At 69.4% G+C, this 24,701-nt stretch carries 28 protein-coding genes; 21 read left to right on the top strand and 7 right to left on the bottom strand.

Translation table 11 applies throughout. The features are described 5' to 3' along the window. Window positions 1-5 precede the first annotated feature (5 nt). Genes QSJ33_RS03360 through QSJ33_RS03345 form a run of 4 tightly spaced genes read left to right on the top strand, consistent with a single transcriptional unit; the run spans window position 6 to window position 3,704 of the window. On the top strand, window positions 6-1,400 hold the full coding sequence (locus QSJ33_RS03360; protein ID WP_285722921.1) for an NAD(P)H-hydrate dehydratase: 1,395 nt from the start codon (window positions 6-8) through the stop codon (window positions 1,398-1,400). Beyond that, a complete protein-coding gene (gene tsaE, locus QSJ33_RS03355) occupies window positions 1,393-1,827 on the top strand; it encodes a tRNA (adenosine(37)-N6)-threonylcarbamoyltransferase complex ATPase subunit type 1 TsaE (RefSeq protein WP_285722920.1) in 435 nt (144 codons plus the stop codon). The genes QSJ33_RS03360 and tsaE overlap by 8 nt, the downstream gene beginning before the upstream one ends. Window positions 1,828-1,834: 7 nt before the next feature. Further along, window positions 1,835-3,142, top strand: coding sequence for a DNA recombination protein RmuC (locus QSJ33_RS03350; protein WP_285722919.1), 1,308 nt, complete (start codon window positions 1,835-1,837; stop codon window positions 3,140-3,142). 55 nt (window positions 3,143-3,197) lie between these two features. Then, entirely contained in the window at window positions 3,198-3,704 is a 507-nt protein-coding gene (locus tag QSJ33_RS03345) for an HNH endonuclease (RefSeq protein WP_285722918.1), read from the top strand. On the opposite strand, the gene QSJ33_RS03340 is transcribed toward QSJ33_RS03345, so the two are convergent. Next, entirely contained in the window at window positions 3,701-4,864 is a 1,164-nt protein-coding gene (locus tag QSJ33_RS03340; RefSeq protein WP_285722916.1) for an anthranilate synthase component I family protein, read from the bottom strand. The genes QSJ33_RS03345 and QSJ33_RS03340 overlap by 4 nt on opposite strands. 278 nt (window positions 4,865-5,142) lie before the next feature. Here QSJ33_RS03340 and QSJ33_RS03335 point away from each other — a divergent pair, with 278 nt between their 5' ends. From QSJ33_RS03335 to QSJ33_RS03325, 3 genes are all read left to right on the top strand, one after another. After that, window positions 5,143-6,615: a leucyl aminopeptidase gene (locus QSJ33_RS03335; protein WP_285722914.1), complete on the top strand. Its 1,473-nt coding sequence runs from the start codon at window positions 5,143-5,145 to the stop codon at window positions 6,613-6,615. 151 nt (window positions 6,616-6,766) lie between these two features. Continuing rightward, the gene (locus QSJ33_RS03330; protein ID WP_338001140.1) at window positions 6,767-7,063 is read left to right on the top strand and encodes an HU family DNA-binding protein; all 297 of its coding nucleotides are present in this window, start codon (window positions 6,767-6,769) and stop codon (window positions 7,061-7,063) included. A gap of 27 nt (window positions 7,064-7,090) precedes the next feature. Beyond that, entirely contained in the window at window positions 7,091-7,834 is a 744-nt protein-coding gene (locus QSJ33_RS03325) for a CsgG/HfaB family protein (protein ID WP_285722913.1), read from the top strand. 48 nt (window positions 7,835-7,882) lie between these two features. Here QSJ33_RS03325 and QSJ33_RS03320 read toward each other — a convergent pair whose 3' ends face one another. Genes QSJ33_RS03320 through QSJ33_RS03305 form a run of 4 tightly spaced genes read right to left on the bottom strand, consistent with a single transcriptional unit; the run spans window position 7,883 to window position 10,091 of the window. Further along, complete coding sequence (locus QSJ33_RS03320; RefSeq protein WP_285722911.1) at window positions 7,883-8,839, bottom strand: alpha/beta hydrolase family protein; 957 nt, start codon at window positions 8,837-8,839, stop codon at window positions 7,883-7,885. Then, entirely contained in the window at window positions 8,836-9,129 is a 294-nt protein-coding gene (locus tag QSJ33_RS03315) for a 2Fe-2S iron-sulfur cluster-binding protein (RefSeq protein WP_285722909.1), read from the bottom strand. Before QSJ33_RS03315 ends, QSJ33_RS03320 begins: the two co-directional genes overlap by 4 nt. A 2-nt stretch (window positions 9,130-9,131) precedes the next feature. Next, window positions 9,132-9,557 carry a hypothetical protein gene (locus QSJ33_RS03310; RefSeq protein WP_285722908.1) on the bottom strand — a complete coding sequence of 142 codons (426 nt, stop codon included), beginning with the start codon at window positions 9,555-9,557 and terminating at the stop codon, window positions 9,132-9,134. Window positions 9,558-9,617: 60 nt separating this feature from the next. Next, window positions 9,618-10,091 carry a hypothetical protein gene (locus tag QSJ33_RS03305; protein ID WP_285722907.1) on the bottom strand — a complete coding sequence of 158 codons (474 nt, stop codon included), beginning with the start codon at window positions 10,089-10,091 and terminating at the stop codon, window positions 9,618-9,620. A 57-nt stretch (window positions 10,092-10,148) separates the two neighbouring features. Between QSJ33_RS03305 and QSJ33_RS03300 the strand changes: the two genes are divergently transcribed. The 6 genes from QSJ33_RS03300 to QSJ33_RS03275 all read left to right on the top strand — a co-directional run bounded on the left by QSJ33_RS03300 (window position 10,149) and on the right by QSJ33_RS03275 (window position 14,666). Continuing rightward, complete coding sequence (locus tag QSJ33_RS03300) at window positions 10,149-10,616, top strand: peptidylprolyl isomerase (RefSeq protein ID WP_285722906.1); 468 nt, start codon at window positions 10,149-10,151, stop codon at window positions 10,614-10,616. 76 nt (window positions 10,617-10,692) lie between these two features. Continuing rightward, window positions 10,693-11,274: a DNA-3-methyladenine glycosylase I gene (locus QSJ33_RS03295; RefSeq protein WP_285722904.1), complete on the top strand. Its 582-nt coding sequence runs from the start codon at window positions 10,693-10,695 to the stop codon at window positions 11,272-11,274. A 21-nt stretch (window positions 11,275-11,295) separates the two neighbouring features. Then, window positions 11,296-13,203 carry a methionine--tRNA ligase gene (metG, locus tag QSJ33_RS03290; protein WP_285722903.1) on the top strand — a complete coding sequence of 636 codons (1,908 nt, stop codon included), beginning with the start codon at window positions 11,296-11,298 and terminating at the stop codon, window positions 13,201-13,203. Further along, a complete protein-coding gene (locus QSJ33_RS03285) occupies window positions 13,200-13,544 on the top strand; it encodes a hypothetical protein (protein ID WP_285722901.1) in 345 nt (114 codons plus the stop codon). The genes metG and QSJ33_RS03285 overlap by 4 nt, the downstream gene beginning before the upstream one ends. Beyond that, complete coding sequence (locus QSJ33_RS03280) at window positions 13,541-13,888, top strand: arsenate reductase family protein (protein WP_285722900.1); 348 nt, start codon at window positions 13,541-13,543, stop codon at window positions 13,886-13,888. The genes QSJ33_RS03285 and QSJ33_RS03280 overlap by 4 nt, the downstream gene beginning before the upstream one ends. Before the next feature lies 1 nt (window position 13,889). Beyond that, window positions 13,890-14,666, top strand: a complete 777-nt coding sequence (locus QSJ33_RS03275; protein ID WP_285722898.1) for an exodeoxyribonuclease III — start codon at window positions 13,890-13,892, stop codon at window positions 14,664-14,666. Between the two features lie 98 nt (window positions 14,667-14,764). Here the strand turns inward: QSJ33_RS03275 and QSJ33_RS03270 are convergent, their stop codons facing one another. Beyond that, entirely contained in the window at window positions 14,765-15,790 is a 1,026-nt protein-coding gene (locus QSJ33_RS03270; protein WP_285722897.1) for a carboxypeptidase regulatory-like domain-containing protein, read from the bottom strand. Between the two features lie 188 nt (window positions 15,791-15,978). Between QSJ33_RS03270 and QSJ33_RS03265 the strand changes: the two genes are divergently transcribed. The 6 genes from QSJ33_RS03265 (at window position 15,979) to QSJ33_RS03240 (ending at window position 22,512) form a co-directional block, all read left to right on the top strand. Beyond that, a complete protein-coding gene (locus QSJ33_RS03265) occupies window positions 15,979-16,266 on the top strand; it encodes a DUF1844 domain-containing protein (RefSeq protein ID WP_285722896.1) in 288 nt (95 codons plus the stop codon). 11 nt (window positions 16,267-16,277) lie between these two features. Then, window positions 16,278-18,152: a tetratricopeptide repeat protein gene (locus tag QSJ33_RS03260; RefSeq protein WP_285722895.1), complete on the top strand. Its 1,875-nt coding sequence runs from the start codon at window positions 16,278-16,280 to the stop codon at window positions 18,150-18,152. 1 nt (window position 18,153) lies between these two features. Next, window positions 18,154-19,341: a DUF4388 domain-containing protein gene (locus QSJ33_RS03255; protein ID WP_285722893.1), complete on the top strand. Its 1,188-nt coding sequence runs from the start codon at window positions 18,154-18,156 to the stop codon at window positions 19,339-19,341. Window positions 19,342-19,350: 9 nt separating this feature from the next. Then, the gene (locus tag QSJ33_RS03250; protein WP_285722891.1) at window positions 19,351-19,950 is read left to right on the top strand and encodes a thymidine kinase; all 600 of its coding nucleotides are present in this window, start codon (window positions 19,351-19,353) and stop codon (window positions 19,948-19,950) included. Window positions 19,951-20,125: 175 nt separating this feature from the next. Further along, window positions 20,126-21,316, top strand: coding sequence for an acyl-CoA dehydrogenase family protein (locus QSJ33_RS03245; RefSeq protein WP_285722889.1), 1,191 nt, complete (start codon window positions 20,126-20,128; stop codon window positions 21,314-21,316). 212 nt (window positions 21,317-21,528) lie between these two features. Continuing rightward, the gene (locus QSJ33_RS03240) at window positions 21,529-22,512 is read left to right on the top strand and encodes a patatin-like phospholipase family protein (protein ID WP_285722888.1); all 984 of its coding nucleotides are present in this window, start codon (window positions 21,529-21,531) and stop codon (window positions 22,510-22,512) included. A gap of 59 nt (window positions 22,513-22,571) precedes the next feature. Here the strand turns inward: QSJ33_RS03240 and QSJ33_RS03235 are convergent, their stop codons facing one another. After that, window positions 22,572-23,000: a universal stress protein gene (locus tag QSJ33_RS03235; protein WP_285722887.1), complete on the bottom strand. Its 429-nt coding sequence runs from the start codon at window positions 22,998-23,000 to the stop codon at window positions 22,572-22,574. Between the two features lie 117 nt (window positions 23,001-23,117). On the opposite strand from QSJ33_RS03235, the gene QSJ33_RS03230 reads away from it, so the two are divergent. Beyond that, window positions 23,118-23,816 (top strand): pirin family protein, encoded by a 699-nt coding sequence (locus QSJ33_RS03230; protein ID WP_285722885.1) that lies wholly within the window; start codon window positions 23,118-23,120, stop codon window positions 23,814-23,816. A 7-nt stretch (window positions 23,817-23,823) separates the two neighbouring features. Next, window positions 23,824-24,690, top strand: a complete 867-nt coding sequence (locus QSJ33_RS03225) for a pirin family protein (protein ID WP_285722884.1) — start codon at window positions 23,824-23,826, stop codon at window positions 24,688-24,690. The last annotated feature ends 11 nt before the right edge of the window (window positions 24,691-24,701 follow it).

Raw genomic sequence — 24,701 nt, 5'->3', positions numbered from 1 at the left:
TAGCCATGATCCCCCTGCTGACCGCCGACGAGATGAGGGCCACGGAGCGCCAGGCCATCGAGACCTGGGGCATCCCCTCGCTGGTGCTGCAGGAGCACGCCGCCCTGGGGGCCCTGCGCCTGCTGCCCCCGGGCGAGCCCCTCACCGTGCTTGCCGGTCCCGGGAACAACGGGGGCGACGCCCTGGCCCTGGCCCGTCTTGCCCGGCTGGAGGGCCGTCCGGTCCGCCTGTTCGCCCTGGCCGATCCCTCGGCCTGGAAGGGCGATGCGCTCCACCAGGCCCGGCTCTGGCAGGGACTCGGCGGCGGGATCGAGCACACGTCGGATCCCGCCGCCGCGGTGCGGACCTGGCGGGGCTGGGTGGTGGACGGCCTCTTCGGGCTGGGGGGCCGCCCCGGCCTGGAAGGGGCCGCCGCGGCCTGGGCCGCCGCCCTAAACGGCTCCGGCCTGCCGGTCCTGGCGCTGGACCTGCCCTCGGGGCTGGACCCTGACCGGGCCGAGGTGCCGGACGTCGTCCTCCGGGCCTCCCGGACCGCCTGCTTCGGGGCCCTCAAGGTCTGCCACGGCCTGCTGCCGGCCCGGGGCTGGTGCGGGGAGATCACGGTGGTGCCGCTTCCGCTTGACCGTGAGCCGGCCGGGAACCTGAAGCTGCTGGACCGGCCCCGCCTGGCGCCCCGGAACTGGGACGCCCACAAGGGCAGCTTCGGCCACGTGGGCATCCGGGCCGGCAGTCTGGGCATGAGCGGCGCGGCCGTGCTGGCGGCCAAAGGGGCCCTGCGGGTGGGGGCGGGCCTCGTGACGGTGCTCTGCGAGCCGGAGGTCCGGGCTGAGATCGCCGCCCAGGTGCCCGAGGCCATGGTGCGGGCCTGGAAGGGCGCGGTGCCGGAGGAGATCGACGTGCTGCTGGCCGGGCCCGGCGGGATCGCCCAGGTGCCCGAATGGGACGGCCCCCTGGTGGTGGACGCCTCGGCCCTGAAGGAGGGCGAGGGCCGGCGGTGGATGGAGCGGCCGGGCACAGCGATCACCCCCCATCCCGGGGAGTTCGCGCGTCTCTTCCGCCTGCCCCGGCCCCTGCTCATGGAGGAGCGGCTGGCCCAGGCCCGCCAGGTGGGCACGGGGAAGCCGGGCGTGCTGCTCCTGAAAGGGGCCCAGAGCGTGGTGGCCGGCGGCGCCCGCGAGGAGCTCTGGATCAACCCCACCGGCAATCCCGGTCTGGCCACCGGCGGGAGCGGCGACCTGCTGGCGGGCATGGTGGCCGGCTTCCGGGCCCAGGGGCTGCCCATGCGCGAGGCCGTGGCCGCCGCCACCTGGTTCCACGGCGCCGCTGCCGATCGACTGCCGGGCCCGGGGCTGCTGCCGTCGGACCTGGCCGACGTGCTGCCGGAGCTGCTGCGTGACTGAACGGTACCTGCCCGATGATGCCGCCACCGAGGCCCTGGGGGAGGCCCTGGCCCGCCTGACGCCGCCCGGCGGGACCTGGCTCCTCCACGGGGAGCTCGGGGCCGGCAAGACCACCTGGACCCGGGGCTTCCTCCGCGGCCTGGGCGGCGATCCGGACGAGGCGGCCTCGCCCACCTACGCCGTCCTCCACCGCTACGCCACGCCCAGCGGCCGCCTCTTCCACCTGGACCTCTACCGGCCGGGGCCCTCGGGCGCCTGGACCCTGGGCCTCGAGGAGCAGGTGGGACCGGAGGACCGGCTGGTGGTCGAGTGGGCCGGGCCGGACGGACCCTGGCCCACGGACTGGGTTGCGGAGCTGTCCCTGGTGGAGGCGGGTGAGGGCCGCCGGGCGGAGTGGACACTGCCTGACGCATCCGCCTCCCCATGATGGACGCATGAACCTCATCCTCCTCTGTTCGCTCGTCGCGGCCCTGGCCGCCCTCTTGGCCGCCTGGGCGGCCCTGCGTCGGCCGGGGACGGACCCCGCGCTGCTGGAGGTCCTTCGTCGCCAGCAGGAGGAGCTGGCTTCCCGGAACCGGACCGAGACCCTCCAGGGGCTCAGCCTCCAGGTCCAGCCCCTCCGGGAGGAGCTGGCCCAGGCGAGGACGGCCCAGGCCCAGGGCCAGGAGCAGCTCCTGCGCGTCCAGGCCGAGAAGCTCGCCAGCGGCTTCCAGGCGCAGGGGGCGGCCCTCCAGGAGGCCCTGCGGCTGGCCCGCGCGGAGCAGGGGGAGCAGCTGCGCCAGGTCCAGGAACAGGTCCGGCAGCGCCTCGAGGCGCTCCAGCAGTCCAACGAAGCCCGGCTGGAGCAGATCCGCCGGACCGTGGACGAGCAGCTCCACGCGGCGCTGGAGAAGCGGCTAGGCGAGAGCTTCAGCCTCGTGGCGCAGCGCCTGGAACAGGTCCAGAAGGGCCTGGGCGAGATGCAGAACCTGGCCCAGGATGTGGGCGGCCTCAAGCGGGCCCTGACCAATGTGAAGACCCGCGGGGTGCTGGGCGAGGCCCAGCTGGGGGCCCTCCTGGAGCAGTACCTGGCCCCGGGCCAGTACGCCGCCAACGTGCGGGTGAAGCCCCGCGCCAGCGAGGTCGTGGAGTACGCCGTGAAGCTTCCCGGGGCGGAGGAGGGGGGCACGGTCTGGCTTCCCATCGACGCCAAGTTCCCCATCGAGGACTACCAACGGCTCACGGAGGCCTACGAGGCGGGGGACTTCGCCGCCGTGGAGGCCGCGGGGAAGGCCCTGGAGGCCCGCCTCCTGTCCCAGGCCAGGGACATCCGGGACAAGTACATCGCCGTCCCCCACAGCACGGACTTCGCCCTCCTGTTCCTGCCCTTCGAGGGACTCTACGCGGAGGCCCTGCGGCGCCCGGGACTCCTGGAACGGGTCCAGCGGGAGTGCCGGGTCACCCTCGTGGGACCGACCACGCTCACCGCCTTCCTCAACAGCCTCCAGGTGGGCTTCAAGACGCTGGCCATCAGCCGGCGGAGCGGCGAGGTCTGGAAGGTGCTCGGCCAGGTGAAGACCGAGTTCGGGCGGTTCGGGGAGGCCCTCGCCTCCGTCCAGAGGAAGCTGGAGGAGGCCAGCGGCAAGCTGGAGGATGTCAGCCGGCGGAAGGACCAGATGGAGCGGCGCCTGTCGGGCGTGGAGGCCCTGCCGGTGGGCCTGGAGTCCCCGGCGGCGCTGGCTGTGCCGGAGGAAGGCGAATAATTCCCTTCCCAATTCCCGAGTTTGCCTTAGGATGCGTGGCAACTCCGAGGGCGGAATGCACAAGGGTCGCGAGCGTCACGGCATCGGCGAGGTGATCGCAGTCGACCGGAACTACGTCCCCATGCAGGAGGTCAGCCGACGGCGCGCGCTCTGCGCCGTGGTGGCGGGCCGGGCCCATGTCCTGAACCCGGCCACCTTCGAGCGGCACGGGAACCTGGAGGGCTGCCTGGAGCTGATCATCTTCCCCCACGCCCAGGCCTGCAGCGATTCCAAGCTCCTCATCGGCCGCCTGGAACGTCGGGTGCTCAAGCGGGACCACTTCACCTGCCAGTACGAGGGATGCCAGCGGAAGGCCACCACCGTGGACCATGTGGTCCCCGTCTGCCAGGGGGGATCCACCACCTGGCAGAACCTCGTGGCCTGCTGCCTGGCCTGCAACCAGGCCAAGGGCGGCCGCACCCCCGAGCAGGCGGGCATGGTCCTGAAGGCCCATCCCAAGGGACCGCGGGCGCACCTGTTCGAGCGGTTCGAGGAACTGCTGAAGCGGGCCAGCGCCGCCTAGCCGGTCAGGGCCCGGGTCTTCAGGAGGAGTTCCGTCCACTCCCGGGCGGGATCGCTGCGGTGGGTGATGCCGCCGCCCGCCCAGTAGGTGACCCGGTCCCCGCGGATCTGCGCGGTCCGGATGGGCAGGGCGAGGTCCAGGTCCCCGTCCGGTGCGATCCAGCCCAGGGCGCCGCAATAGAACCCCCGGGGGCCCGCCTCCGCTTCGGCCAGATGGGCGCAGACGGCGTGCTTGGGCGCTCCGGTGACGCTCCCTCCGGGGAGCACGGACCGCAGCAGGTCGGCGAGGCCCAGGCCGGGTCGGGCCTGGGCCTCCACGGTGCTCACCATCTGCTGGACGGTGGAGAAGGGCTCGACGACCCTGAGCCGGGGGACCGACACGGAACCGGGGCGGGCGACGCGCCCCAGGTCATTGCGGACCAGGTCCACGATCATGGTGTGCTCCGCGAGCTCCTTGGGGTCCGAAGCCAGCCGGTCCGCCGCGGCCCGGTCCTCCGCCTCCGTCCCATGGCGGGGGACGGTGCCCTTGATGGGTTCGGACCGGAGGAGGTCCCCCTGGCGCATCAGGAGGCGCTCCATGCTGAGGCAGAGCAGGCGCAGCTCCCCCAGGTCCAGGAAGGCGCCGAAGGGGGGGCGGGCGCGCCGGAAGGCGGCCAGGGCCAGATCTCCGGCCTCCGCCTGGAGGCTGCCTTCGAAGGGGACACAGAGGTTGGCCACGTAGAACCGGCCTGCCAGGATCCTCTCCCGGAGGGTTTCCACGGCGGCCCGGTGCGTGGCCGGCCGCCAGCGGGGCGTCAGCACCAGGGCGGGTGGGGCCGGGTCCGGGGGGGGAGCGGCCAGGACCCCCCAGGTTCCGGCGATGGGTGGCTCGGAGGCCCAGGACCACCCTTCGAGGGCCCCGTCCGGACGCCGGTGCAGGGCCGTCCGCAGACCCGTCCAGCGCTGGCCGAGGGTGCCGGGGGCGGGGGGGCGGTGCGGCAGGCCCGCCTCCGCGCAGGCCAGCTCGAAGCTCGCCGCGCCCACCCAGGGGATTCGGCTGTCCCGGATCGCCGCTTCGAGGGCTTCCCAGGGGCTGCCGGCCAGGGGAAGGCCCTCCAGGGTCGTGCGCCAGCCGGTGCCGGACCAGCGGGTCTCCAGGACCGGTCCTCCCGGGAGGCCCACCAGGTCTCCGCCGCCCCCGGTGTGCAACCAGGCACCTCCGGGGGCCCTCCAGCCGGAGGGCGGCCAGGTCGGGTACCGACCGGAAATAGGCAAAGTATGCCTTGGCTTCAAATCCATGGGATGATCATCTTAAACCAGGGCAAGGTAATCAGGTCTGGCGTACTACCATGAAAAAAAGTGTGCTAATGGTTGTGACATTTGCGACCAATAAGGAACAAAAAAATTGGGTTCCGTTTTTCCGTTCCGCACACTAGCCTTCATGCCAGGGAGGAAGCTCCATGCCTACAGTGGATATCAGTTCCCAGCCGGGAAAGGACTTCGCGGGTGACGCGCTGGTGGTTCCGGTCTTTTCCGGCCGTGAGCGTCACCGACTGCCTCTGGCCATCAGCAAGGTGGCCCGGCAGGTGATGGACGAGGAGGATTTCAAAGCCGACTATCTTGAAGTTGTGCCCCTTCATCACCCCAATGGTGTGAAGGGAAGCCGCTGGATGGTGCTGGTGGGCCTCGGCGACGAGGAGAAGGTCACGCTCAACAAGATCCGCAAGGCCGTCGGCACCGCCGCGCGGTTCTGCCTGAAGAAGAAGTGGAAGGCCATCGGCATCCTCTCGCCGTCCACCTCCACGCTCGATCACGACGCGGTGCAGGTGGCCGTGGCCGAGGGCGCGCTGCTCTCGAATTACGATCTCGTCACCTTCAAGGGTGAAAAAGCGGAAGCGAAACAGTTCGCGTCCGTGGAGATTTTCACCAACGGCGATGACACCCGGAAGGCCCGCCGCAAGCTGCCCATGATCGAGGCCGGCGTGGCCGCGTGCCATCGCGTGCGCGATCTGGCGAACACCCCCGCGGGTGATCTCTATCCAGAGGTTTTCGCCGATATGGCGGCCAAACTCGCGAAACAGCACAAGCTCCACTGCGAAGTGATGGATGTCCCTGCGCTGGAGAAGGGCGGATTCCGTTCCGTGCTGGCGGTGGGGCAGGGCAGCGCCCGGACCCCCCGCGTGGTGAAGCTGGAGTACAAGCCCAAGGAGAAGCCCAAGAAGCACATCGTCCTGGTGGGCAAGGGGGTCTGCTTCGACTCGGGGGGCCTCTCCCTGAAGGACGCCTCCGGCATGGAGACCATGAAGGACGACATGACCGGCGCGGCCATCGTCCTGGCCACCCTGGTGGCCTGCGCGCAGCTGGAGGCCCCGGTGCAGGTGACGGGGCTGATGGGCCTGGTGGAGAACATGCCCTCCGGGACCAGCTACAAGCCCGGCGACGTGCTCCGCACCCGCAGCGGGAAGACCGTCGAGGTCCTGAACACGGATGCCGAAGGCCGGCTGGTGCTGGCGGACCTCCTGCACCACGCCACGGAACTGGGGGCCGACCACATCGTGGACCTGGCCACCCTCACCGGGGCGGCCCTGGTCGCCATGGGGGACGCCGTGTCCGCGGTGATGGGGACGGACCAGAAGCTGGTGGACCGGATGCTGGATGCGGGCGGCACCGCCGGGGAGCACCTCTGGCAGCTGCCCCTGGTCGAGGAGTATGCCGAGCTCCTCAAGAGCCCCCTGGCCGACCTGAAGAACATCACCGGCAGCCGCTGGGGCGGCACCATCACCGCCGGCCTCTTCCTTCGCGAATTCGTGGGGGAGGCCTCCTGGGCCCATGTGGACCTCTCCGGCAGCTGGTCCGCCAAGGAACGGGACTACCGGACCCATGGCGCCAGCGGGGAGGGGCCCCGGTTCCTCCTGGAATGGCTCATGGATTGACCCCCGGTCGCATCGCGGGGTTCGAAAAGGGGGGCCTCGGGCCCCCCTTTTTCTCGAATGGATGGAGATGGCCCCTTGACCGAAGGGTGGGATGGGGATTTATTGGGGGTTGCCTTCCAGCCACCCTCCGCCCTTACATCCTGGAGTTCCCATGGATCCGATGGAAACCCTCACCAAGGCCGACCTGTCCCGACACCTGATGGAACGACTGGAACTGGGGAAGAAGGACGCGGACCTCCTGGTGAACACCTTCCTGGACAGCATCATCGTCTCCCTGAAGGACGGTGAGGGCGTGGAGCTGCGCGGGTTCGGCAGCTTCCGGCTGCGGGACCGGCGGGCCCGCCAGGGCCGCAATCCCAGGAGCGGCGAGAGCATCCAGGTGCCCCCCAAGCGGGTGGTGTATTTCAAGCTGGGCAAGGAGCTGCGCAGCAAGCTGATCGACGACTAGTCCCCCCACCTCTCATCAGGAGTCTCCATGCGCCTCAGCAAGCTGCTCGCCGTCACAGCCTCCTTGCTCGTCCTGGCCATGCCCGCCTTCGCCCAGAAGCGGCTCAGCAAGGAGGAGAAGGCCAAACTGCCCCGCATCGCCATCCTCGAGTTCAAGGCGGCGCCCGACGCCTGGCACGGCTGGCGCTTCGGGGGCTGGGGCAACCAGATGGGCACCATCTCCAACCAGCTCCGGGATCTCTTCACCACCGAGATCATGGAAAAGGGCCACGGCAAGATCCGCGTCATCGAGCGCGAACGGCTCCAGGAGATCCGGGATGAGCTGAACTTCCAGCAGAGCGGCGAAGTGGACACCTCCACCGTGCAGAAGATCGGCAAGCTCCTGGGGGTGAAGTACGTCATGACCGGCAAGGTCACCCGTTTCGCCTACAAGGAGAGCGGCATCAGCGGCGGCTGGGGCCTCGGCGCCCTGGTGGGGAAGGTGACGGGGAACGGCCTGGCAGGCGCGGTCGCGGGCGACATGCACCTGAAGAAGGCCTCATTCACCGGGCGCCTGGACATCCGCCTCATCGAGGTCGAGACCGGGGAGATCCTGGGCGCCTGGAAGGACGAGGACAAGCTCTCCGACACCAGCGTGAAGGTCGCAGGCACCGGCACCGAGGTGCAGTACGACGAGGAGCTGGTGAACAAGGTGTTCGAGCCCATCGTGCAGCGCATCACGCCGAAGCTGATTCGCGCCACGGGCATCGCCAACGCCGATTCGGACGAATAGGTAACGGTCCGGTGTCCGGGCGGAAGGGGGGCCGAGGGGCCCCCCTTCTCATGGGGCTGGGATCCAGGCCTGGACGGCTTCGGCGATGTCCGTGGCGTAGGCTGGCCCGAGGACGTCGGCGCAGTGGAGGTGCCAGGTCGGCACCGCCACCAGCCGGAGGGTCTGGAAATGCGCGGCCAGGGCCCGCTGGACGGGGGGCGGGGCGAGGCGGTCCTGGGTGGCCAGGAAGCAGAGGCCGGGCGTCCTGAACCGGAGGGTTCCGACCTTCTGCAGCAGGTCTGTGTCGGAAGGCCGGTAGCCGCCCATCCGGCCGGCCCAGGCGGCGGCCAGGGCCCCGATGGGCGGCGCGAGCACATGCCACCAGCGGTCCTGGGGGCCCCGGACCAGGCGTTCCGCGAAGTCGCGACTGCTGGCAGGAGCGCCTTCCCAGATGAAGCCGCCGAGGGGGCCGCGCCCCTCCCGCTCGAGGTCGGCCAGGGCCATCAGGCCCACGGAAGCCCCCAGGCTCCGGCCCATGAGGAGGATCCGGCTCCGGGGGGTTCCCTCGGCCTCCAGCCGATGGACGATGCGGACCACGTTCTCGGCCTCCCGGACGCCGAAGGTGATGGGTGGGGCCGCCCCCCCGGCTCTCAGGGCATCATCCCGGCGGAGGTAGGTGAAGATCGCGGCGTCCAGTCCCGGGAACCAGCGCAGCGCAGGGCTGGTACCCCAGCGGTCATCCCCGAAGCCGTGGAGGAGCAGGACCACGCCCGGGGCAGGGGTGCGGCGGCGCAGGCGCCAGAGCTGCAGGCCCTCCACCTCCTCGCTGGACCAGGTTCCGCCCGGATCCCCGGGGGAACCGGCGGCCAGCTCGGCGTAGGTCGCCGCGACGCGGGCCAGGGGCTGGGGATGGTAGAAGGGGGGATCCACCAGTTCCCGGGCCACGGCCCGGGCCTTCCAGACCATGAAGCCCCCCACGCCCAGGAGGGGGGCGAGGGCCAGGGCGGCCACGGCGGCCCGCCTCACCAGTACCCCGTGGTGATCTCCACATCCCCGGAAGGATCGGCGATCCGGCATTGGCAGCCGATGCGCTGGTCCGGCCCAGCGCCCACGCGGGTCAGCAGGCGACGTTCCCGGGCCCCGGGATGGCTGAGGGCGGCCATGCCGGACAGCACGGTCATGATGCACCGCGCGCAAGCCCCCCGCCCCGAGCAGGCGGAGGCCACGGGCAGGCCGGCGGCCTGGCACAGGGCCATGAGGGTGCCACGGCTCCCCAGGGCCCGGTCCCGTCCCCGGGTGCGGGCCACGAGGGGCATGGCTACTTGATCAGGGCCGCGCTCACCCCGGGCAGGCCTTCCGCCGGGGGCAGGGGATCCGGCTGGCCATAGAGGACAGCCTCGAACTTCTGGGTGAGGACGATCTGGTAGAGCCCCTTGTCGGCGGGCATGTCGAGGTCGGCCAGATCGGGGCTGAAGATCTCCCGTGCGCTGGAGAGGAAGAACCGGTGCTTGCCGGGTGCGAGTCCCTTGATCACGAGGCTCTCGGCGCCCTTCGGGTACTGGGCGACCGGGATGCGGGTGCCGTCGATGCTGAGCTCGAAGGGGCCGTGGACCTTCCGCGTGAACCGGAGGACGGCGGTGCCCGACGGAACGGGCGACTTGGGCGTCAGGGGCACCTTGCGGCAGCCCAGGAACGAGACCACCCCCAGCAGCACCAGGGCGGGGACGGCGAAACGGAACCTCATGCAACCTCCGGAACCCTGATGATATGCCAGGAACGGTCCGGCGGTTCATTCCGGCTGCCCTCAGTCCTCTCCCTCCGGTTCGGGGAAGATGGCCCAGAGCCGCCCCTGCCAGGAGCCCGAGACCGGCCTGCGGTCCACGACGCCCGTGAGGCGTCCCTCGCATTCGAGCTCGATCCGTCCGCCCGGGTGATCCTCCAGGGCCAGCAGCTTCACCCGGGTGTCCAGGGTGGCGGCCCAGGTGTCGGGGTACTGGCTCCCCTGCCCGCGACGGATGCTCAACAGGTACAGCCTCCCGTTCCGGAGGACCACCAGTTCAAGGGCGTAGGCCGCCCCTCCGGCCTCGGGGACGAGCTCGCCCCGGATCCGCACAGCGCCAGGCAGCCCCCCTTTGGGTTCGGCCAGGGAAAGGTCGTTCGGCACGAATCGGTAGGCGGCGTGGCCGAGGGTGAGGCTTCCGCCGCCCTGGAGGGGGGCCTGGCCGGCGGTCAGGGCCACGGGCAGGATCAGCCAGGGCAGGGGGCGGGGGAAGTTCATGCTGACTCCCGGGAAGGTGGATCCTATTCTGGATGTTTCGACCCCGAGAGGTGAACCATGACCCGCGTGCTCTTCCAGACCGACAAGGGCGACATCAACCTGGAACTCTTCCCGAAGGAGGCCCCGGGGACCGTGGCGAACTTCGTGAAGCTCATCGAGTCCGGCTTCTACGACGGCCTGGCGTTCCACCGCGTGATCCCGGATTTCGTCATCCAGGGCGGCTGCCCCAACACCCGGGCCGGCGCCTCGGGCATGCCCGGCACCGGTGGCCCCGGCTGGAAGATCAAGTGCGAGACCGCCGGCAACCCCCACCAGCACAAGCTGGGCGCGCTCTCCATGGCCCACGCGGGCAAGGACACCGGCGGCAGCCAGTTCTTCGTGGTGAACGGGGATCGCCGCAACGTCCAGCACCTGGATGGCGTCCACACGGTCTTCGGCCAGTGCGTCTCGGATGCCGACATCAAGGTGGTCCAGGCCATCCGCGCCAACGACCGCATCGTGAAGGCGACGGTGGTGGAGGCCTGATCTGGGCTTGTCACCTGCGCAGAATCGGGCGGCCCTGCCGCCCGATTCTGCGTCAGGCAGGATGTTGGAGGAACCGATGCCTGAACGCTGCGGTTGGTGTGGGGAGGATCCCCTCTACGTCGCCTACCACGACGAGGAGTGGGGCGTCCCCCAGCACGACGACCGCCGCCTCTTCGAGAAGCTGGTCCTGGAGGGCGCCCAGGCGGGCCTCAGCTGGATCACCATCCTGCGCAAGCGCGAGGCCTACCGGGAGGCCTTCCTGGGCTTCGATCCCGCGAAGGTCGCGGCGATGACCGACGGGGACCTGGAGACGGTCCTCCAGAACCCGGGCATCGTCCGCAACCGGTTGAAGGTCTTCTCGGCCCGGCGGAACGCCCACGCCTTCCTGGCCGTGCAGCGGGAATTCGGCAGTTTCGATGCCTTCCTCTGGTCCTTCGTGGACGGCAGGCCGAAGGTGAACCACCCAAGGACCCTGGCGGACGTCCCGGCCGTGACGCCCGAGGCCGAGGCCTTGAGCCGGGCCCTGAAGAAGCGGGGCTTCACGTTCGTGGGGCCGACGATCATGTACGCCTACATGCAGTCCCTGGGCCTGGTGGACGACCATGTGGCCACCTGCTGGAAACGGGCCGGAGTCGCGGGGAAGGGGCCGGGCCGGTAGACTGGACGGTCCGGAGCGCCCGTGTCCAAGCCCTTCTACCTGACAACCCCCATCTACTACGTCAACGACCGGCCCCACATCGGCCACACCTACACGACGGTGCTGGCGGACGTGATCGCGCGGTTCCACCGGATGTTGGGCGAGCCCGTGCGCTTCCTCACCGGCACGGACGAGCATGGCCAGAAGGTGGAGAAGGCCGCCGCGGCCCGGGGCATCGCGCCCAAGGCCCTGGCCGACGAGGTGGTGGCCAACTACACCGACCTTTGGCAGCGCATGGGCATGACCCACGACCGCTTCATCCGCACCACGGACGCCGACCACCACGCCATGGTGCAGGGCTGGTTCGAGAAGCTGCTGGCCACCGGCGACATCTACAAGGCCACCTACAAGGGCCTCTATTCCGTCAGCGACGAGGCCTACGTCACCGAGACCCAGGCCAAGGAGCTCCAAGCCCAGGGCCTCGCGCACCAGCTCATCGAGCTGGAGGAGGAGACCTACTTCTTCCGTCTGAGCGCCTACCAGGACCGCCTGCTGAAGCTCTACGCGGACCATCCGGAGTTCGTCCAGCCCGACTTCCGGTTCAACGAGGTGAAGCGCTTCGTGGAGGGCGGGCTGCAGGATCTCTCCATCAGCCGCACCAGCATCACCTGGGGCATCCCCGTGCCCGGCGACGCCAAGCACGTGGTGTACGTGTGGTTCGACGCCCTGCTGAACTACCTCACGGGGCAGGGCTCAGCCTGGCCCCCGGACCTCCAGCTGGTGGGCAAGGACATCCTCCGCTTCCACGCGGTGTACTGGCCCGCCTTCCTCATGGCCATGGGCCTGGAGCTGCCGAAGACCATCCTGGCCCACGGCTGGTGGCTCATGGGCGAGGACAAGATGTCCAAGAGCAAGGGCAACGTCGTGCGCCCCGACACCCTGCTGCGCTTCGGCAACGACGCCCTCCGCTTCTTCTTCCTGCGCGACATGCAGGTGGGCCACGACCGCGGCTTCAGCTTCGAGGGCTTCATGGACCGCCTCAACGCCGACCTGGCCAACGGCCTGGGGAACCTGGCGTCGCGGACGCTGAGCATGATCCAGCGCTACCGGGACGGACGCATCCCGGCCCTGCCCGCGCATATCCATCATTCCCATCGGGAACAGCTCCAGGGATTGGAAGCCACGTACGAGCAGTTCATGGAGAATGCTCGACGCAACCGGTTCGATGTTGCCTTGGCCAGCCTCTGGGACTACCTCCGGGGCCTGGATGGCTACATCGTCGAAAAGCAGCCCTGGGTCCTCGCGAAGGACCCGGCCAAGGCGGAGGACCTGGACGCCGTCCTGCACCTGCTCTGGCAGGCGCTCCGCATGACCGCCATCCTGGTGGCCCCGGTCATGCCCGGCATGGCCCAGGACCTCTGGTCCCAGCTGGGAATGGCCGGGCAGGTTGCGGGCCAGCGTATCGACCAGACGACCTGGGATGCCGTGGTGCCCGAGCGCATCGGCACCGTGCAGCCCCTCTTCCAGCGCATCGACAAGGAGAAGGAAATGAGCGAACTCATGCCGCCCGAGGCCACCCCCGCCGCCGAAGCCAAGCCCGCCCTGGACGTCCCGGAGCTGCGGGAGACCATCGACTACGACACCTTCGCGAAGACGGACCTCCGCGTGGGGAAGGTGCTGGAGGCGGAGCGGGTGCCCAAGAGCGACAAGCTCATCAAGATGCGGGTGGACCTGGGCTTCGAGCTGCGCACCATCGTGGGCGGCATCGGCAAGGCCTACGCGCCGGAGGACCTGGTGGGCCGGCGGGTGGTGGTGGTGGCGAACCTGGCCCCCCGCAAGCTCATGGGCATCGAGAGCCACGGCATGCTGCTGGCCGCCAGCGACAATGCGGGCCTGCCCTACCTGGTGGCCGTTCCCGAGGAGGCCCACCCCGGCTTCCTGGTGAAGTGAGGACCCCGGTCTTCCGTTTCGAGGCCGAAGTCCTCACGGACGCGCCCTTCGAGGCCATCGGGGCTCGCCTGGCGGCGTTGGGCTCGCCCTCGGAACTGCGCGCGCTGCATCCCCTCCAGGGGTGGCAGCCCATGGAGCGACACGAGGATCGCCTGGTCCTCCGCTGGCGCCGCACCTGGGGCGGTTCCGAGGAATCGGGAGCCTTGAGCATCTCCCCTGATCCGAAGGGCGCTCACCTGCGCCTGGAGGGCCGGTTGAAGGGCTGGACTGGATTCGTCCTCCTGGGTCTGCTGCGATGGAAGACCGACGGTCTCCTGGACCGCTTCGTGGAGGAGCTGTGAACGCCGTGCTCTGGATGAAGTCGAGCTGCACCACCTGCCGGAACGCCAAGGCGAAGCTGGCGGAACTGGGCCTCGAGGCCGAGATCCGCGACTACGCCCGGAGGCCTCTGGAGGCGGCCGAACTGGAGGCGCTCCTGCCTGCGGATCCTGCGCCGATGCTGGGGACGAAGAGTCCGAAGTACAGGGAACTGGGCCTGAAGGACCGGCGGCTTTCCAAGGCCGAGGCCATCGCCCTGATGGTGGAGGACAACAACCTGCTCAAGCGGCCCATCCTCGTGCATCCCAGGGGCACGGTCATCGGTTACGATCCCGAAGCCTATGCGCGCCTTGCCGGAGGGAAGTGAGATGAAGCTCTACAGCTGGAACGTGAACGGCTTCCGGTCGGTCCTGAAGAAGGGCTTCATGGACTGGCTGGAGGCGGCCGAGCCGGACGTGCTCTCCCTCCAGGAGATCCGCTGCGAGTGGGAGGAGGCGGACCTGGGCGTCCGCCGCCAGATCGAGAGCGCCTATGACGTGTGCTGGTTTCCGGCGACGAGCAAGAAGGGTTATGCGGGTTCCGCCACACTCTCGAGGAAGGAGCTCGGGTTCACCCACGCGAAGGGAATGGGCATCGAGGCCTACGATGCCGAGGGCCGCATGATCGTCTCCACCAAGGGGGACCTGGCCTTCATCGCCGGCTATTTCCCGAATGCCTCCCAGGGCCTGGTGCGGCTTCCCTTCAAGCGCCAGTTCGCCCGGGACCTGGCTGCCTTCGTGGGGGCCCGGCACCGGGCTGGGCAGAAGGTGATCCTCACCGGCGACATGAATGTGGCGCCCGAGGAGATCGACCTGGCCCGGCCCAAGGACAACGTGAAGAACCCCGGCTTCACCCCGGAGGAGCGGGAGGACTTCAAGCTCTACCTGGAGGCGGGGCTCGTGGATGTCCTCCGGGATCGGAATCCCGACGTGGCTGGCCTCTACACCTGGTGGACCGCCCGGGGCGGCGCCCGGGAACGGAACGTGGGCTGGAGGATCGACCTCTTCCTGGCGAGCCGGAGCCTCATGGATCGGGTGAAGGACGCCCGCATCCACGCGGACGTGCTGGGTTCCGATCACTGCCCCATCAGCCTCGAACTGGCGTAGCGTGCCTCACAAACCCCTCGCGCGGCTCCGCAGGGGGGGGTGTTAGGCGCTCTTTGGAAAGGGCCCGCGAGGGCCCTTTCCGTGGTCGGCGCCGGAGGCTACTTGATCTTCTTGAGGGAGGGGTCCTTCAGCATCTCCCGGGCCGTGGCGGCGTTCTTCCCGTTGGGCGCGAGCTCCAGGTACTTCTCGAGGTTCTGCTTGGTGCCCTTCAGGTTCATCTCGCCGAACTCGACCATGGCCAACAGGTAGTAGGCCTCCGGGTACTTCGGATCGAGCTGCTGGACCTTCTGGAGCTCGGCCTTGGCCTCCTTGGTCTTGCCGGCGTTGAAGGCCTCCACGGCCTTGTTGTAGATCACGTCGGGGTTGGGGCCGTGGATGGCGTCCAGCGAGGCCTGGTACTGCTGCTCGGCGGCCTTGTCCCCCTTGGCCTTGGCCACTTCGATCATGCCGGCCAGGGCCCGCTCGTCCTTGGGATTCTCGGCGAGGGCCTTGCTGAGGAAGGGCTCGGCCTCGGCCTTCCGGTCGCTGCCGAGGGCCAGGCAGATGCCGTAGACGCGGGCCACCTTGGGCAGGAGCTGGGCGACTTCGGTCTTGGCCGCCTCGTCCTTCAGGCTGGCCTGGGCATCGTTGAGCTTCTTGTAGGAGTCCTCCACGCCGGGCAGCGCCTCGCCGTATTTCTGCTCATTGTAGAGGGGGATGATCTTGTTGAATGCATCCCGGCCGGCGGAGTCCGCGGCGGCGGCGGGGTCTTCAGGAGCCACCTGGGCGGTCCCGCCGGCGACGGCCTCGGCCCGGGCCTGGTCGGGGGTCAGCAGGACGAACTCCTCCAGGAGGACATCCGCGAGCGGGATCTTCTGCTGGGGGTAGATGCGGGGCACGAAACCGTCGGCGCTCACGGTGATGTCGTAGAGCACGGGATCCAGGCCCACCTGGAGGAACGCGCCGTGCTTGTCCGCGATGAGTTCCTTGGACCAGTTCCGGTCCGACCGCTTGAGCAGGATCTTGGCGCCGGGGATGGGCTTCTTGTCCTGGGTCGTCACCTTGCCGGAGATGCGGCCCGTGGACTCGGCGGACAGGGAGAGGCATACGGCAGGCAGCAGGAGTGCGGGGATCAGGCGTCGCATGGGGTTCCTCCAAACCCATCCATCGTTCCACAGCCCTGGCGTTCCGCCGAGTGCTTTTCGTCAAAAGGAGGCCCCACCCCCCGGGTCGCCCTGCCGGGGGACCGCAGCCCTCCGGCCCCCGTGCGGGAAAATCCGGGCCATGTTAGGCTTCCTCGCAGACAAGTCCTGAAAGTGTTCGGGGTATCCCAATGAATCCTGCGGTGCCGGAAGCATCCCTGACCGCCTTGATGCACCTCCTGACGGAGCAGGCCCTGATGGCCATGGGGGTGCCGCATCCCATGATGAAGGAGGCGCCCCCCGCAAACCCAGCGGTGGCGCGGTTCTATGTGGACCTCATCGCCCTCCTACAGGAAAAGACTGCGGGTCATCGGACGGATGCGGAGAGCCGGCAGCTCGAGGACCTCCTCTACGAACTCAGGATGCGGGCCATGAATCTGGAGGCTGCTGCCGACATGCCCGCGGGGCCGAAGCCGTGAGGGGGGAGGGCATGGGTCTCTGGAAGGTTGTCCGTTCGAGCGCCCTGGCCCTCGGGGCTGCACTCCTGGCCGTTGCCGCACCGAAGGCGCCGCCAGCCCCCGCGCCGGTCCTGGCCACCGCGCCGACCCCCGCTCCGGAGCTGGCTCCGGCCGTCGCCCTCGCGCACCGGGCGGAGGATCTCAAGACGGCGATCCTGAAAGGGGATCCGGAAGCCATCCAGGCCGCGCAGCTTGAAGTGGAGGCCTTGCGACGGGCCTACATCTCCCTCGACGTGACACCGCTCGTCGAGGCCATGGCGGTGTGGGCCCGCGCCCAGGGCATGGCGGGCCACCCTGAGGTGGGACTGGCCGCCCTCCAGGCCGTGGACCGCTGGGCGCCGGAACACCCCTCGCTCCTCGGCACCCGGATCACCCTGCTGCGCGAGCAGGGGCTGTCGGGCTGGTTCTGGAGCTTCCCGGACCTGCTCCGGCTGACCCGCCTTCGGCTGGACCATCCCGGTCACCGCTGGCTCTGGCTGGTCCAGCACCTCGGCATGCTCCGCCTTGCGGCGACCCTGCTGCTCTGGGGATGGGCCCTCGCCGTGGGGCTGCGCTACCGGAATGTCCTCCGCCACCTCTGGGAGGAGGGGCTCGAACGGAAGGGCATCGGCCCGGTCCCGTCCGCCATCGTCGGCGCGCTGATCCTGACCTTTCCGGTGCTGGCGGGACTGGATCCCATGGTCGTCGCCATGCTCTGGCTCTTCCTGCTGGCCCCCTTCCTCACCACGTCTGAGGTGAAGGCCACCGTCTTCATCCTTCTCCTGCAGCTCGTGCATCCGGCCCTCGGCATGATGGAACCCTGGTCCCGGCGGGAGCCGGAACCCAGCCTCGTGACCCTCCAGCTGCAGCCCCAGGTGCAACCGGTGGCACCGGCCGCCCTGCGCTTCCTTCCGCAGGACGACAGGACCTTCCTCGCAGGATGGGACCAGCTCCAGCGGCGGGACTGGAAGGGGGCCGAGGCGACCTTCCAGGGCCTGGTGGGGCGGACGGAGGAACAGCCCGAGGTGCTGAACAATCTCGGCGTCGCCCATTTCCAGATGGGAGATGTGGCCGGGGCGGAGCGTGATTTCGAAGCCGCAGCCAAGGTGGCGCCTCGGATGGAGGTCTTCCTCAACCAGAGCATCCTCGCCTTCTCGCGCCTGGATACCGATGCCGGAGCCGCCAAGCGGGAGGCCGCCCAGGCCGCAGCGCCCGGCGCGTACGCCCGCCTCATCGAGCTGAATGACGCCCAGAAGGATGTCCGCACCTATCCCATTCCCCTGCCGGACACGCCGGCCCGGGTGGAGGCGCTCGCGCGGGGACTGGGCATGCATCTCGGGGCCGACCGGCTGCGGTTGGACGATCCCGCCTTCCTGCTGGGCCTGATCCTGCCGCTGCTGGGCCTGGCCCTCTTCCTGGCCCGGGTGCGAGGGAGCATCCGCATGGCCCATCCCACCCAGTGCATCCGGTGCGGCGAGCCCTTCCACACCACGGACAGCCCCGATACGGAAGTGTGCCCGAAGTGCCACCACCTGTTCGTGCTGCGGGACGGACTCCACGCGGAGAACCGCCGCCGGAAGCTGGACGAGGTGGCGGCGCACCAGAACGCCACCCGCTGGATCCACAAGACCCTGGTGGTGCTCCTGCCGGGCTGCGACCTGATCTTCCTGGGCGACACGGCCGAAGGGCTGGAGGAGTTCCTGCTCCTCTGCCTGGCGCTGGGGATGGTGCTCGCCACGGGCCGCTCCGTCAGGTATCCCGGGGAGATCCTCGCGGACCCCACCTCCACCTGGCTGGCCCTGGGTGCCGCGTTCTCCGCCCTGCTCTTCGTGCGGTCCTGGTTCAAGCTGATTCCGAGGAGGGGCTGAAATGGCGCTGGAAGGGTCCCTCCGGGATTTCGACCTCTTCTCCCTGTTCAACATGATCAAGATCCAGGGGAAGAACGGCACCCTGGTGCTGTCCCAGGGCCAGGAGTTCGTGAAGGTCTTCTTCGAGAACGGGGAGATCGTGGGCTGCGACTCCAACCAGGTCCGCATGGAGGACCGCCTCGGCACCATGCTGGTGCGCCTGGGGCGCCTCACCGGGGAGGAACTGCTCTCCATGGTGCAGGTGCAGCGCCAGACGCTGAAGCGCATGGGGACCCTCCTTCTGGAGAGCGGGAAGGTGACGGCCACCGACCTGCAGGACGCGCTCTTCAACCAGGCCACGGCCATCCTCCACCGGACCTTCCGCTGGGTGGAGGGGGACTACCGGTTCGACTCCATGCTCCCTCCCGACCTGGATCGGGAGCACTTCGTCCCCATCCCCGTGGACACGGTGCTGATGGAGGCGGCCCGCATTCAGGACGAGTGGCCGGAGGTCGAACGCAGGCTGCCGTCCATGGACCAGGCCCTCGCCAAGTCGCCCCGGGCGCAGGCGTTGCATCTGGACATCGACCGGGACGTCTCGTCGGTGCTGGATGGCAAGACCACGGTCCAGCACGGCTCCTCCGGGCTCACCCACGAGCAGGAAGTGGTGCTCTCCTACTTCGACCATCCCCAGAGCATCAAGGATGTCACCCAGGTGAGCCGCTACGAAGAGCTGGACACCTGCAAGGCCATCGCGGACCTGCTCGAAAACGGCCTCCTGGAGCCCCTCTCCGGGGAGGCCCCGAAGGTGGTGCGTCCCTGGGTGACCGATGGCCATCCCGAGTATGCCCCCGAGGCCTGGGAACCCAGCCTCCTCCTCTGGCCCCTGGTCGCCCTCTTCCTCGCCGTTCCCCTGCTCCTCTACGTGCCGCACCGGCGCGGGTCCGTGAACCTGGGGCTGGCAAGCCTCCAGCCCGCGGATGTCCATGTGGTCCCGGACGGGGCCACCCGGGTCCGGCAGGCCTGGGCCTTCCGTATGGCTTCACCCAGGGACGGGGGCCTGGAACTCGCGCAGCGCCTCGGTCGTCCCCTCGAAGGCCGGAACCCGGTCGAAGACTTGTCCCTGCTCCCGGATCCCATGGCTCCGGCTCCCCCCCAGGTCCCGGCTCCGGCCCCGGCTCCGGCGAAAACCGGGGCCCACGCTCGATAAGGAAACACGATGTACGTTCACCAGCGCCAGGGCTCGCTGGAGGTGATCTGCGGCCCCATGTTCTCGGGCAAGTCCGAGGAGCTCATCCGGCGCATCAAGCGCGCCATCATCGCGCGCCAGCGGGTGCAGGTCTTCAAGCCGGCCCTGGACGACCGCTATGACGTCTCGGCCATCGCCAGCCACAGTCAGCGCAAGCATGACGCCATCCCGGTGAAGGACAGCGAGGAACTGCGGCGCCACCTGGATCCGGAGGCGGAGGTGGTGGCCCTCGACGAGGTCCAGTTCCTGGACGAGGGGCTGCTCGCGGTGATCGACGGCCTCGCGGCCCGGGGCGTCCGCGTGATCGCCGCGGGGCTGGACCAGGATTCCAATGGGGAGCCCTTCGGCATCATGCCCATTCTCCTAGCCAAGGCGGAGTACATCACCAAGCTCCAGGCCATCTGCATGGTCTGCGGCGCGGCTGCGGGGCGCACCCAGCGGCTCGTGCACACCGGCGGCCAGGTGCTCGTGGGGGCCGCCGAGGCCTACGAGGCGAGATGCCGCCATTGCCACGAGATTCCGGACGGCACGGGGCAGCGGTTGCTCGAGGAGCCCGCCCGCGGGGAGTGACCCGAGTGGCTTTGCAGATTGTCAAACCCGGAGGCCGCAGCCCGGCGCGAGCCCCATCCCCGCTGGATCCGGTCGGGGCCCACCTGGAAGCCAGCGGTAGACTGGAAGGCGGCGCGCTGCTGCAGCGCCGCATTCCCCACCCGCCCGAGGCTTCAGGGCATTCCAGGAGGTTCCCATGGCTGGCGCCTACGCCACCTTCACCCACATCACCGACTACATGGGCTTCGAGGGCCTGCTCACGGACGAAGAACGGATGATCCGCGAGACCGCGCGGAAGTTCGTGAACGCCGAGGTGCTGCCCATCATCGACAAGCACGCCCAGGAGCAGACCTTCCCGAAGCACCTGATCGCCAAGATGGGGGAGCTGGGCTTCTACGGTCCGTCGCTGCCCGAGGAATACGGCTGCGCGGGCCTGAGCAACGTGGCCTACGGGCTCCTGATGTACGAGCTGGAGCGCGGGGATTCCGGTCTCCGTTCCTTCGCCTCCGTGCAGGGCAGCCTGGTCATGTGGCCCATCTACGCCTACGGCAGCGAGGAGCAGAAGCGGTACTGGCTGCCGAAGCTGGCGGCCGGCGAGAAGGTGGGCTGCTTCGGTCTCACCGAGCCTGATTTCGGCTCCAACCCCGGCGGCATGCTGACCAAGGCCGTGCGCGAGCCGGGTGGCAAGTGGCGCCTCAACGGCACCAAGATGTGGATCACCAACGGCACCGTGGCCGACGTGGCCGTGGTCTGGGCCCAGACCGAGGAGGGCATCCGCGGCTTCCTGGTCGAGAAGGGCACCCCCGGCTTCAGCGCCCCCGAGATGAAGGGCAAGTGGAGCCTCCGGGCCTCCGTCACCTCCGAACTGGTGCTGGAGGACGTCATCGTGGAGGAGAAGGTCAGCCTGCTGCCCCACGTGAAGGGACTGAAGGGCCCCCTGGGCTGCCTCACCCAGGCCCGCTACGGCATCGCCTGGGGCGCCATCGGCGCCGCGGACGCCTGCTACCAGTGCGCCCTGGACTACGCGCTCTCCCGGATCCAGTTCGACAAGCCCATCGCCAGCTACCAGCTCCAGCAGGAGAAGCTGGCCTGGATGGTCACCGAGATCACCAAGGCCCAGCTCCTGGTCCTCCAGCTCGGCCGTCTGAAGGATGCCAAGACCTTCACCCCCGCCCAGGTGTCCATGGCCAAGATGAACAACGTGAACATCGCCCTGGAGGTCTGCCGGAAGGCCCGCACGATCCTGGGCGCCAACGGGATCCTGGACGAGTACCCCGTCATGCGCCACATGGCCAACCTCGAGAGCGTCTACACCTACGAGGGGACGCACGACATGCACACCCTCATCATCGGGCAGGAAGTGACGGGCATCCCGGCCTACCGCTGATTCGGGTGGCAGTCGTCGACCCGCGAACGGGCCCGCCACCTGGCGGGCCCTCCCGTTTCGGCCGATCTCCGATCGTCCTCAACGGAGCGGGGCCTCATGCACACCCTCATCATCGGGCAGGAAGTGACGGGCATCCCGGCCTACCGCTGAGCCCCGGATGGATTTTTGAAAACGGGTCTTCGGGCCCGTTTTTTTCCGCCTAGAATCCTGTCATGCGAATCCTCTCCATCGATGGCGGCGGCATCCGCGGCCTGATCCCGGCCCTGGTGTTGGCGGAGCTGGAGCGCCAGACGGGGAGGGCCATCGCCGACTGCTTCGACCTCATCGCGGGCACCAGCACGGGAGGCATCCTCGCCCTGGGCCTGGCCAAACCTGGGCCGGACGGCCGCCCCCAGCATCGGGCCCAGGATCTCGCCGACCTCTACCTCCTTGAGGGGGGGCGGATCTTCCACGAGGGAGCCTTCCGGCACCTGACCAATCCCATGGGGATCCGGGCGGCCAGGTACCCCGCCACGGGGCTCGAAGGGGTGCTCCGGGACTGCTTCGGCGAGACCCGGCTGAAGGAGGCCCTCGTGGAGCTCCTCATCCCGGCCTACGACCTGGAGAAGCGGGACCCGTTCTTCTACCGCAGCCGCCGTGCGGCCATGGATCCGCGGTACGACGTGCCCATGCGCGTGGCGGCGCGGGCCACGAGCGCCGCGCCCACCTACTTCGAGCCGGTGCAGGTCCAGTGGCCCGGAGAGAGGGACGTCCTGGTCGATGGCGGCGTCTTTGCGATCAATCCCGCCATGTGTGCCTACGCCGAAGGCTGCCAGCGGCTGCGGGAGGCCGGCGACCCCGACGGGGGCATCCTGCTGGTCTCCCTCGGCACCGGCTGCTACACCCGGGCCTACCGGTACGAGGAGGCGCGGACCTGGGGCGCGGCGGGCTGGGCGCGGCCCCTGCTCGACGTCATCTTCGACGGGGTGGGCGACACCGTGGACTACCAGCTCCGCCAGATCCTGCCCCAGGGGGCCAGCGGAACGCGTGGCTACCACCGTTTCCAGACCACCCTGGACCCGGACCTGAGCGAGATGGACGACACCTCCCCCGCGCACCTGGAAGGGCTCCACCGCATGGCCGAACGCATCCTCACGGCCCAGGCCGCGGAGATGGAGGCCCTGGCCCGGCACCTGAGCGAGGCTCCGGAGCGCTGACGCTCCCGCGAACGCGCTTTCCAGGCAGATGCGGGCCGGCAGCGGCCGGGGAGCATGCCCTAGCTGGCCTTGGCGGTCCGGACCACCAGCACGTCACAGGGGGCCAGGCGCACCACCCGGGAGGCGGTGCTGCCGAACAGGAGCCGCTCCAGGGTGGAGTGGCCCACCTGGGCCACCACCAGCAGGGTGTCGGAATCCGCCTCGGAGACGAGCTCCTCCGCGGGCCCGCCCCACTTCACGAGGGCCTGCGCCCCGGGGAAGGGCTGGAGCCAGTTCTTGAGCTGCTCTCGGGCATGGTCTTCCATGCTCTTCAGCCAGGCAGGATCCGGAAGGGCGATCTGGGCCTCCGGGAGCATGGGCGCCGGGGGCTGGAGGACGTGCATGGCCACCAGGGGCACGCCCAGGCGGGTGGACCAGGCGCCGCCCCGCTCCAGGGCCTGGTGCGAAGCCCCCGAGAAATCCACACCCACCAGCACCCGCTTGATCATGACGACCTCCTGAAGGGACAACCCCAAGATAAGTCCCGTTTACTCAGCAGGCTTCAAGAAAATGGCGGGTCGTTGAAATAAGAGTTGCAACATGTATAATGATCCAGGGAGGACGCCATGATCACGCTGCGCCGGTCCGAGGAACGAGGCCGATTCGATTTCGGTTGGCTCGACACCCGCCATACCTTCTCCTTCGGGGACTACCTGGACCCGGAGCACATGGGCTTCCGCAGCCTCCGGGTGATCAACGAGGACCGGGTCCAGCCCGCCAAGGGGTTCGGGACCCACGGCCACCGGGACATGGAGATCCTCACCTGGGTGCTCTCGGGGGCCCTGGAGCACCGCGACAGCCTGGGCACCCACGGGGTCATCCGGCCCGGCGAGGCGCAGGTCATGAGTGCGGGCACGGGCATCCGCCACAGCGAGTTCAATGCCTCGGATTCAGAGCCTGTCCACTTCCTCCAGGTCTGGATCCTCCCGGAACGGGCGGGCCTCGCGCCCCGCTATGACCAGGTGGCCTTCCCCGACGGCGACCTGCGGAACCGCCTGCGGCTGATCGCCAGCCCTGACGGGGCCGAGGGTTCGGTGAAGGTGTTCCAGGATGTGCGCCTATCCGTGGCGCGGCTGGACCCGGGCCGCGAGGTTCCCCTCACCCTGTCGCCGGGGCGCGCCGGGTACCTCCAGGTGGCCAACGGCTCGGTGACCCTGGACGGCATGTCCCTTCACGCCGGTGACGGTGCACGCATCGAAGGGGAGGCGGGCCTCACCGTCGCCGCCACCGTTCCTTCGGAAGTCCTCTTCTTCGATCTCGCCTGAGGTGCCCATGGCCACCAAGCCCGTCCGCTCCCTCGTGCCCGGCCTGCCCACGCAGGACGGCAACCGCGTCCCCCTCACGCGCCTCGTCCCGGGGCAGGGCCAGCAGGGCGGGGAGGCCTTCCGCGCCATGGACCCCTTCCTGCTCATGGACCACTTCGGGCCCATGGTGCTGCCGCCGGGGACGGATGCGGGCTTCCCGCCCCATCCCCATCGCGGGTTCCAGACGCTCACCTACCTGATCCAGGGCGCCTTCCGCCACCGGGACAGCACCGGGGGCTCGGGCCTGCTCGAGCCTGGCGGCGCCCAGCTCATGAACGCCGGGGCAGGCATCGTCCACGAGGAGATGCCCGTGCCGGAACACCTGGAGACGGGCGGTCCCATCGAGGGCGTGCAGCTCTGGATCAACCTGCCGAAGGCCGCCAAGGGCTCCGCACCCGGCTACACCGACCTTCAGCCCGAGGCCCTGCCCTGGCAGGCCCTTCCCGGGGGCCGCCTCCGCGTGCTGGCGGGCACCTGGGCGGGCACCACCGGCCCCGCGGTCACCCCGGCACGCATCGCCTATGCCCACCTGGAACTGGACGCCGGGGCCCGGTTCCAGCAAGCCATCCCCGGGGGCTGGCTGGCCGCCGTGGTGCCCCTGCACGGGACCATCCGCATCGAGGGGACCGAGGTGCCGGCGGACACGGTGGCCCTGCTGGGCGACGGGGACACCCTGGCCCTGGAGGCGGCCAGCCAGGTCAGCCTCATGCTGCTGGCGGGGGAACCCCTCCGTGAGCCCATCGCCCACTACGGACCGTTCGTGATGAACACCCGGGAGGAGATCGAACAGGCCCTGCAGGATTACCAGCGCGGACGGATGGGGAGGCTGGACTGACAACCTCGCCC

Source organism: Geothrix rubra (genome assembly GCF_030268065.1).
In the GTDB taxonomy this organism is placed as follows: Bacteria; Acidobacteriota; Holophagae; order Holophagales; family Holophagaceae; genus Geothrix; species Geothrix rubra.
Note: the sequence above shows the minus strand (reverse complement) of the source record. Positions and strands in the feature narration are given on the sequence as shown.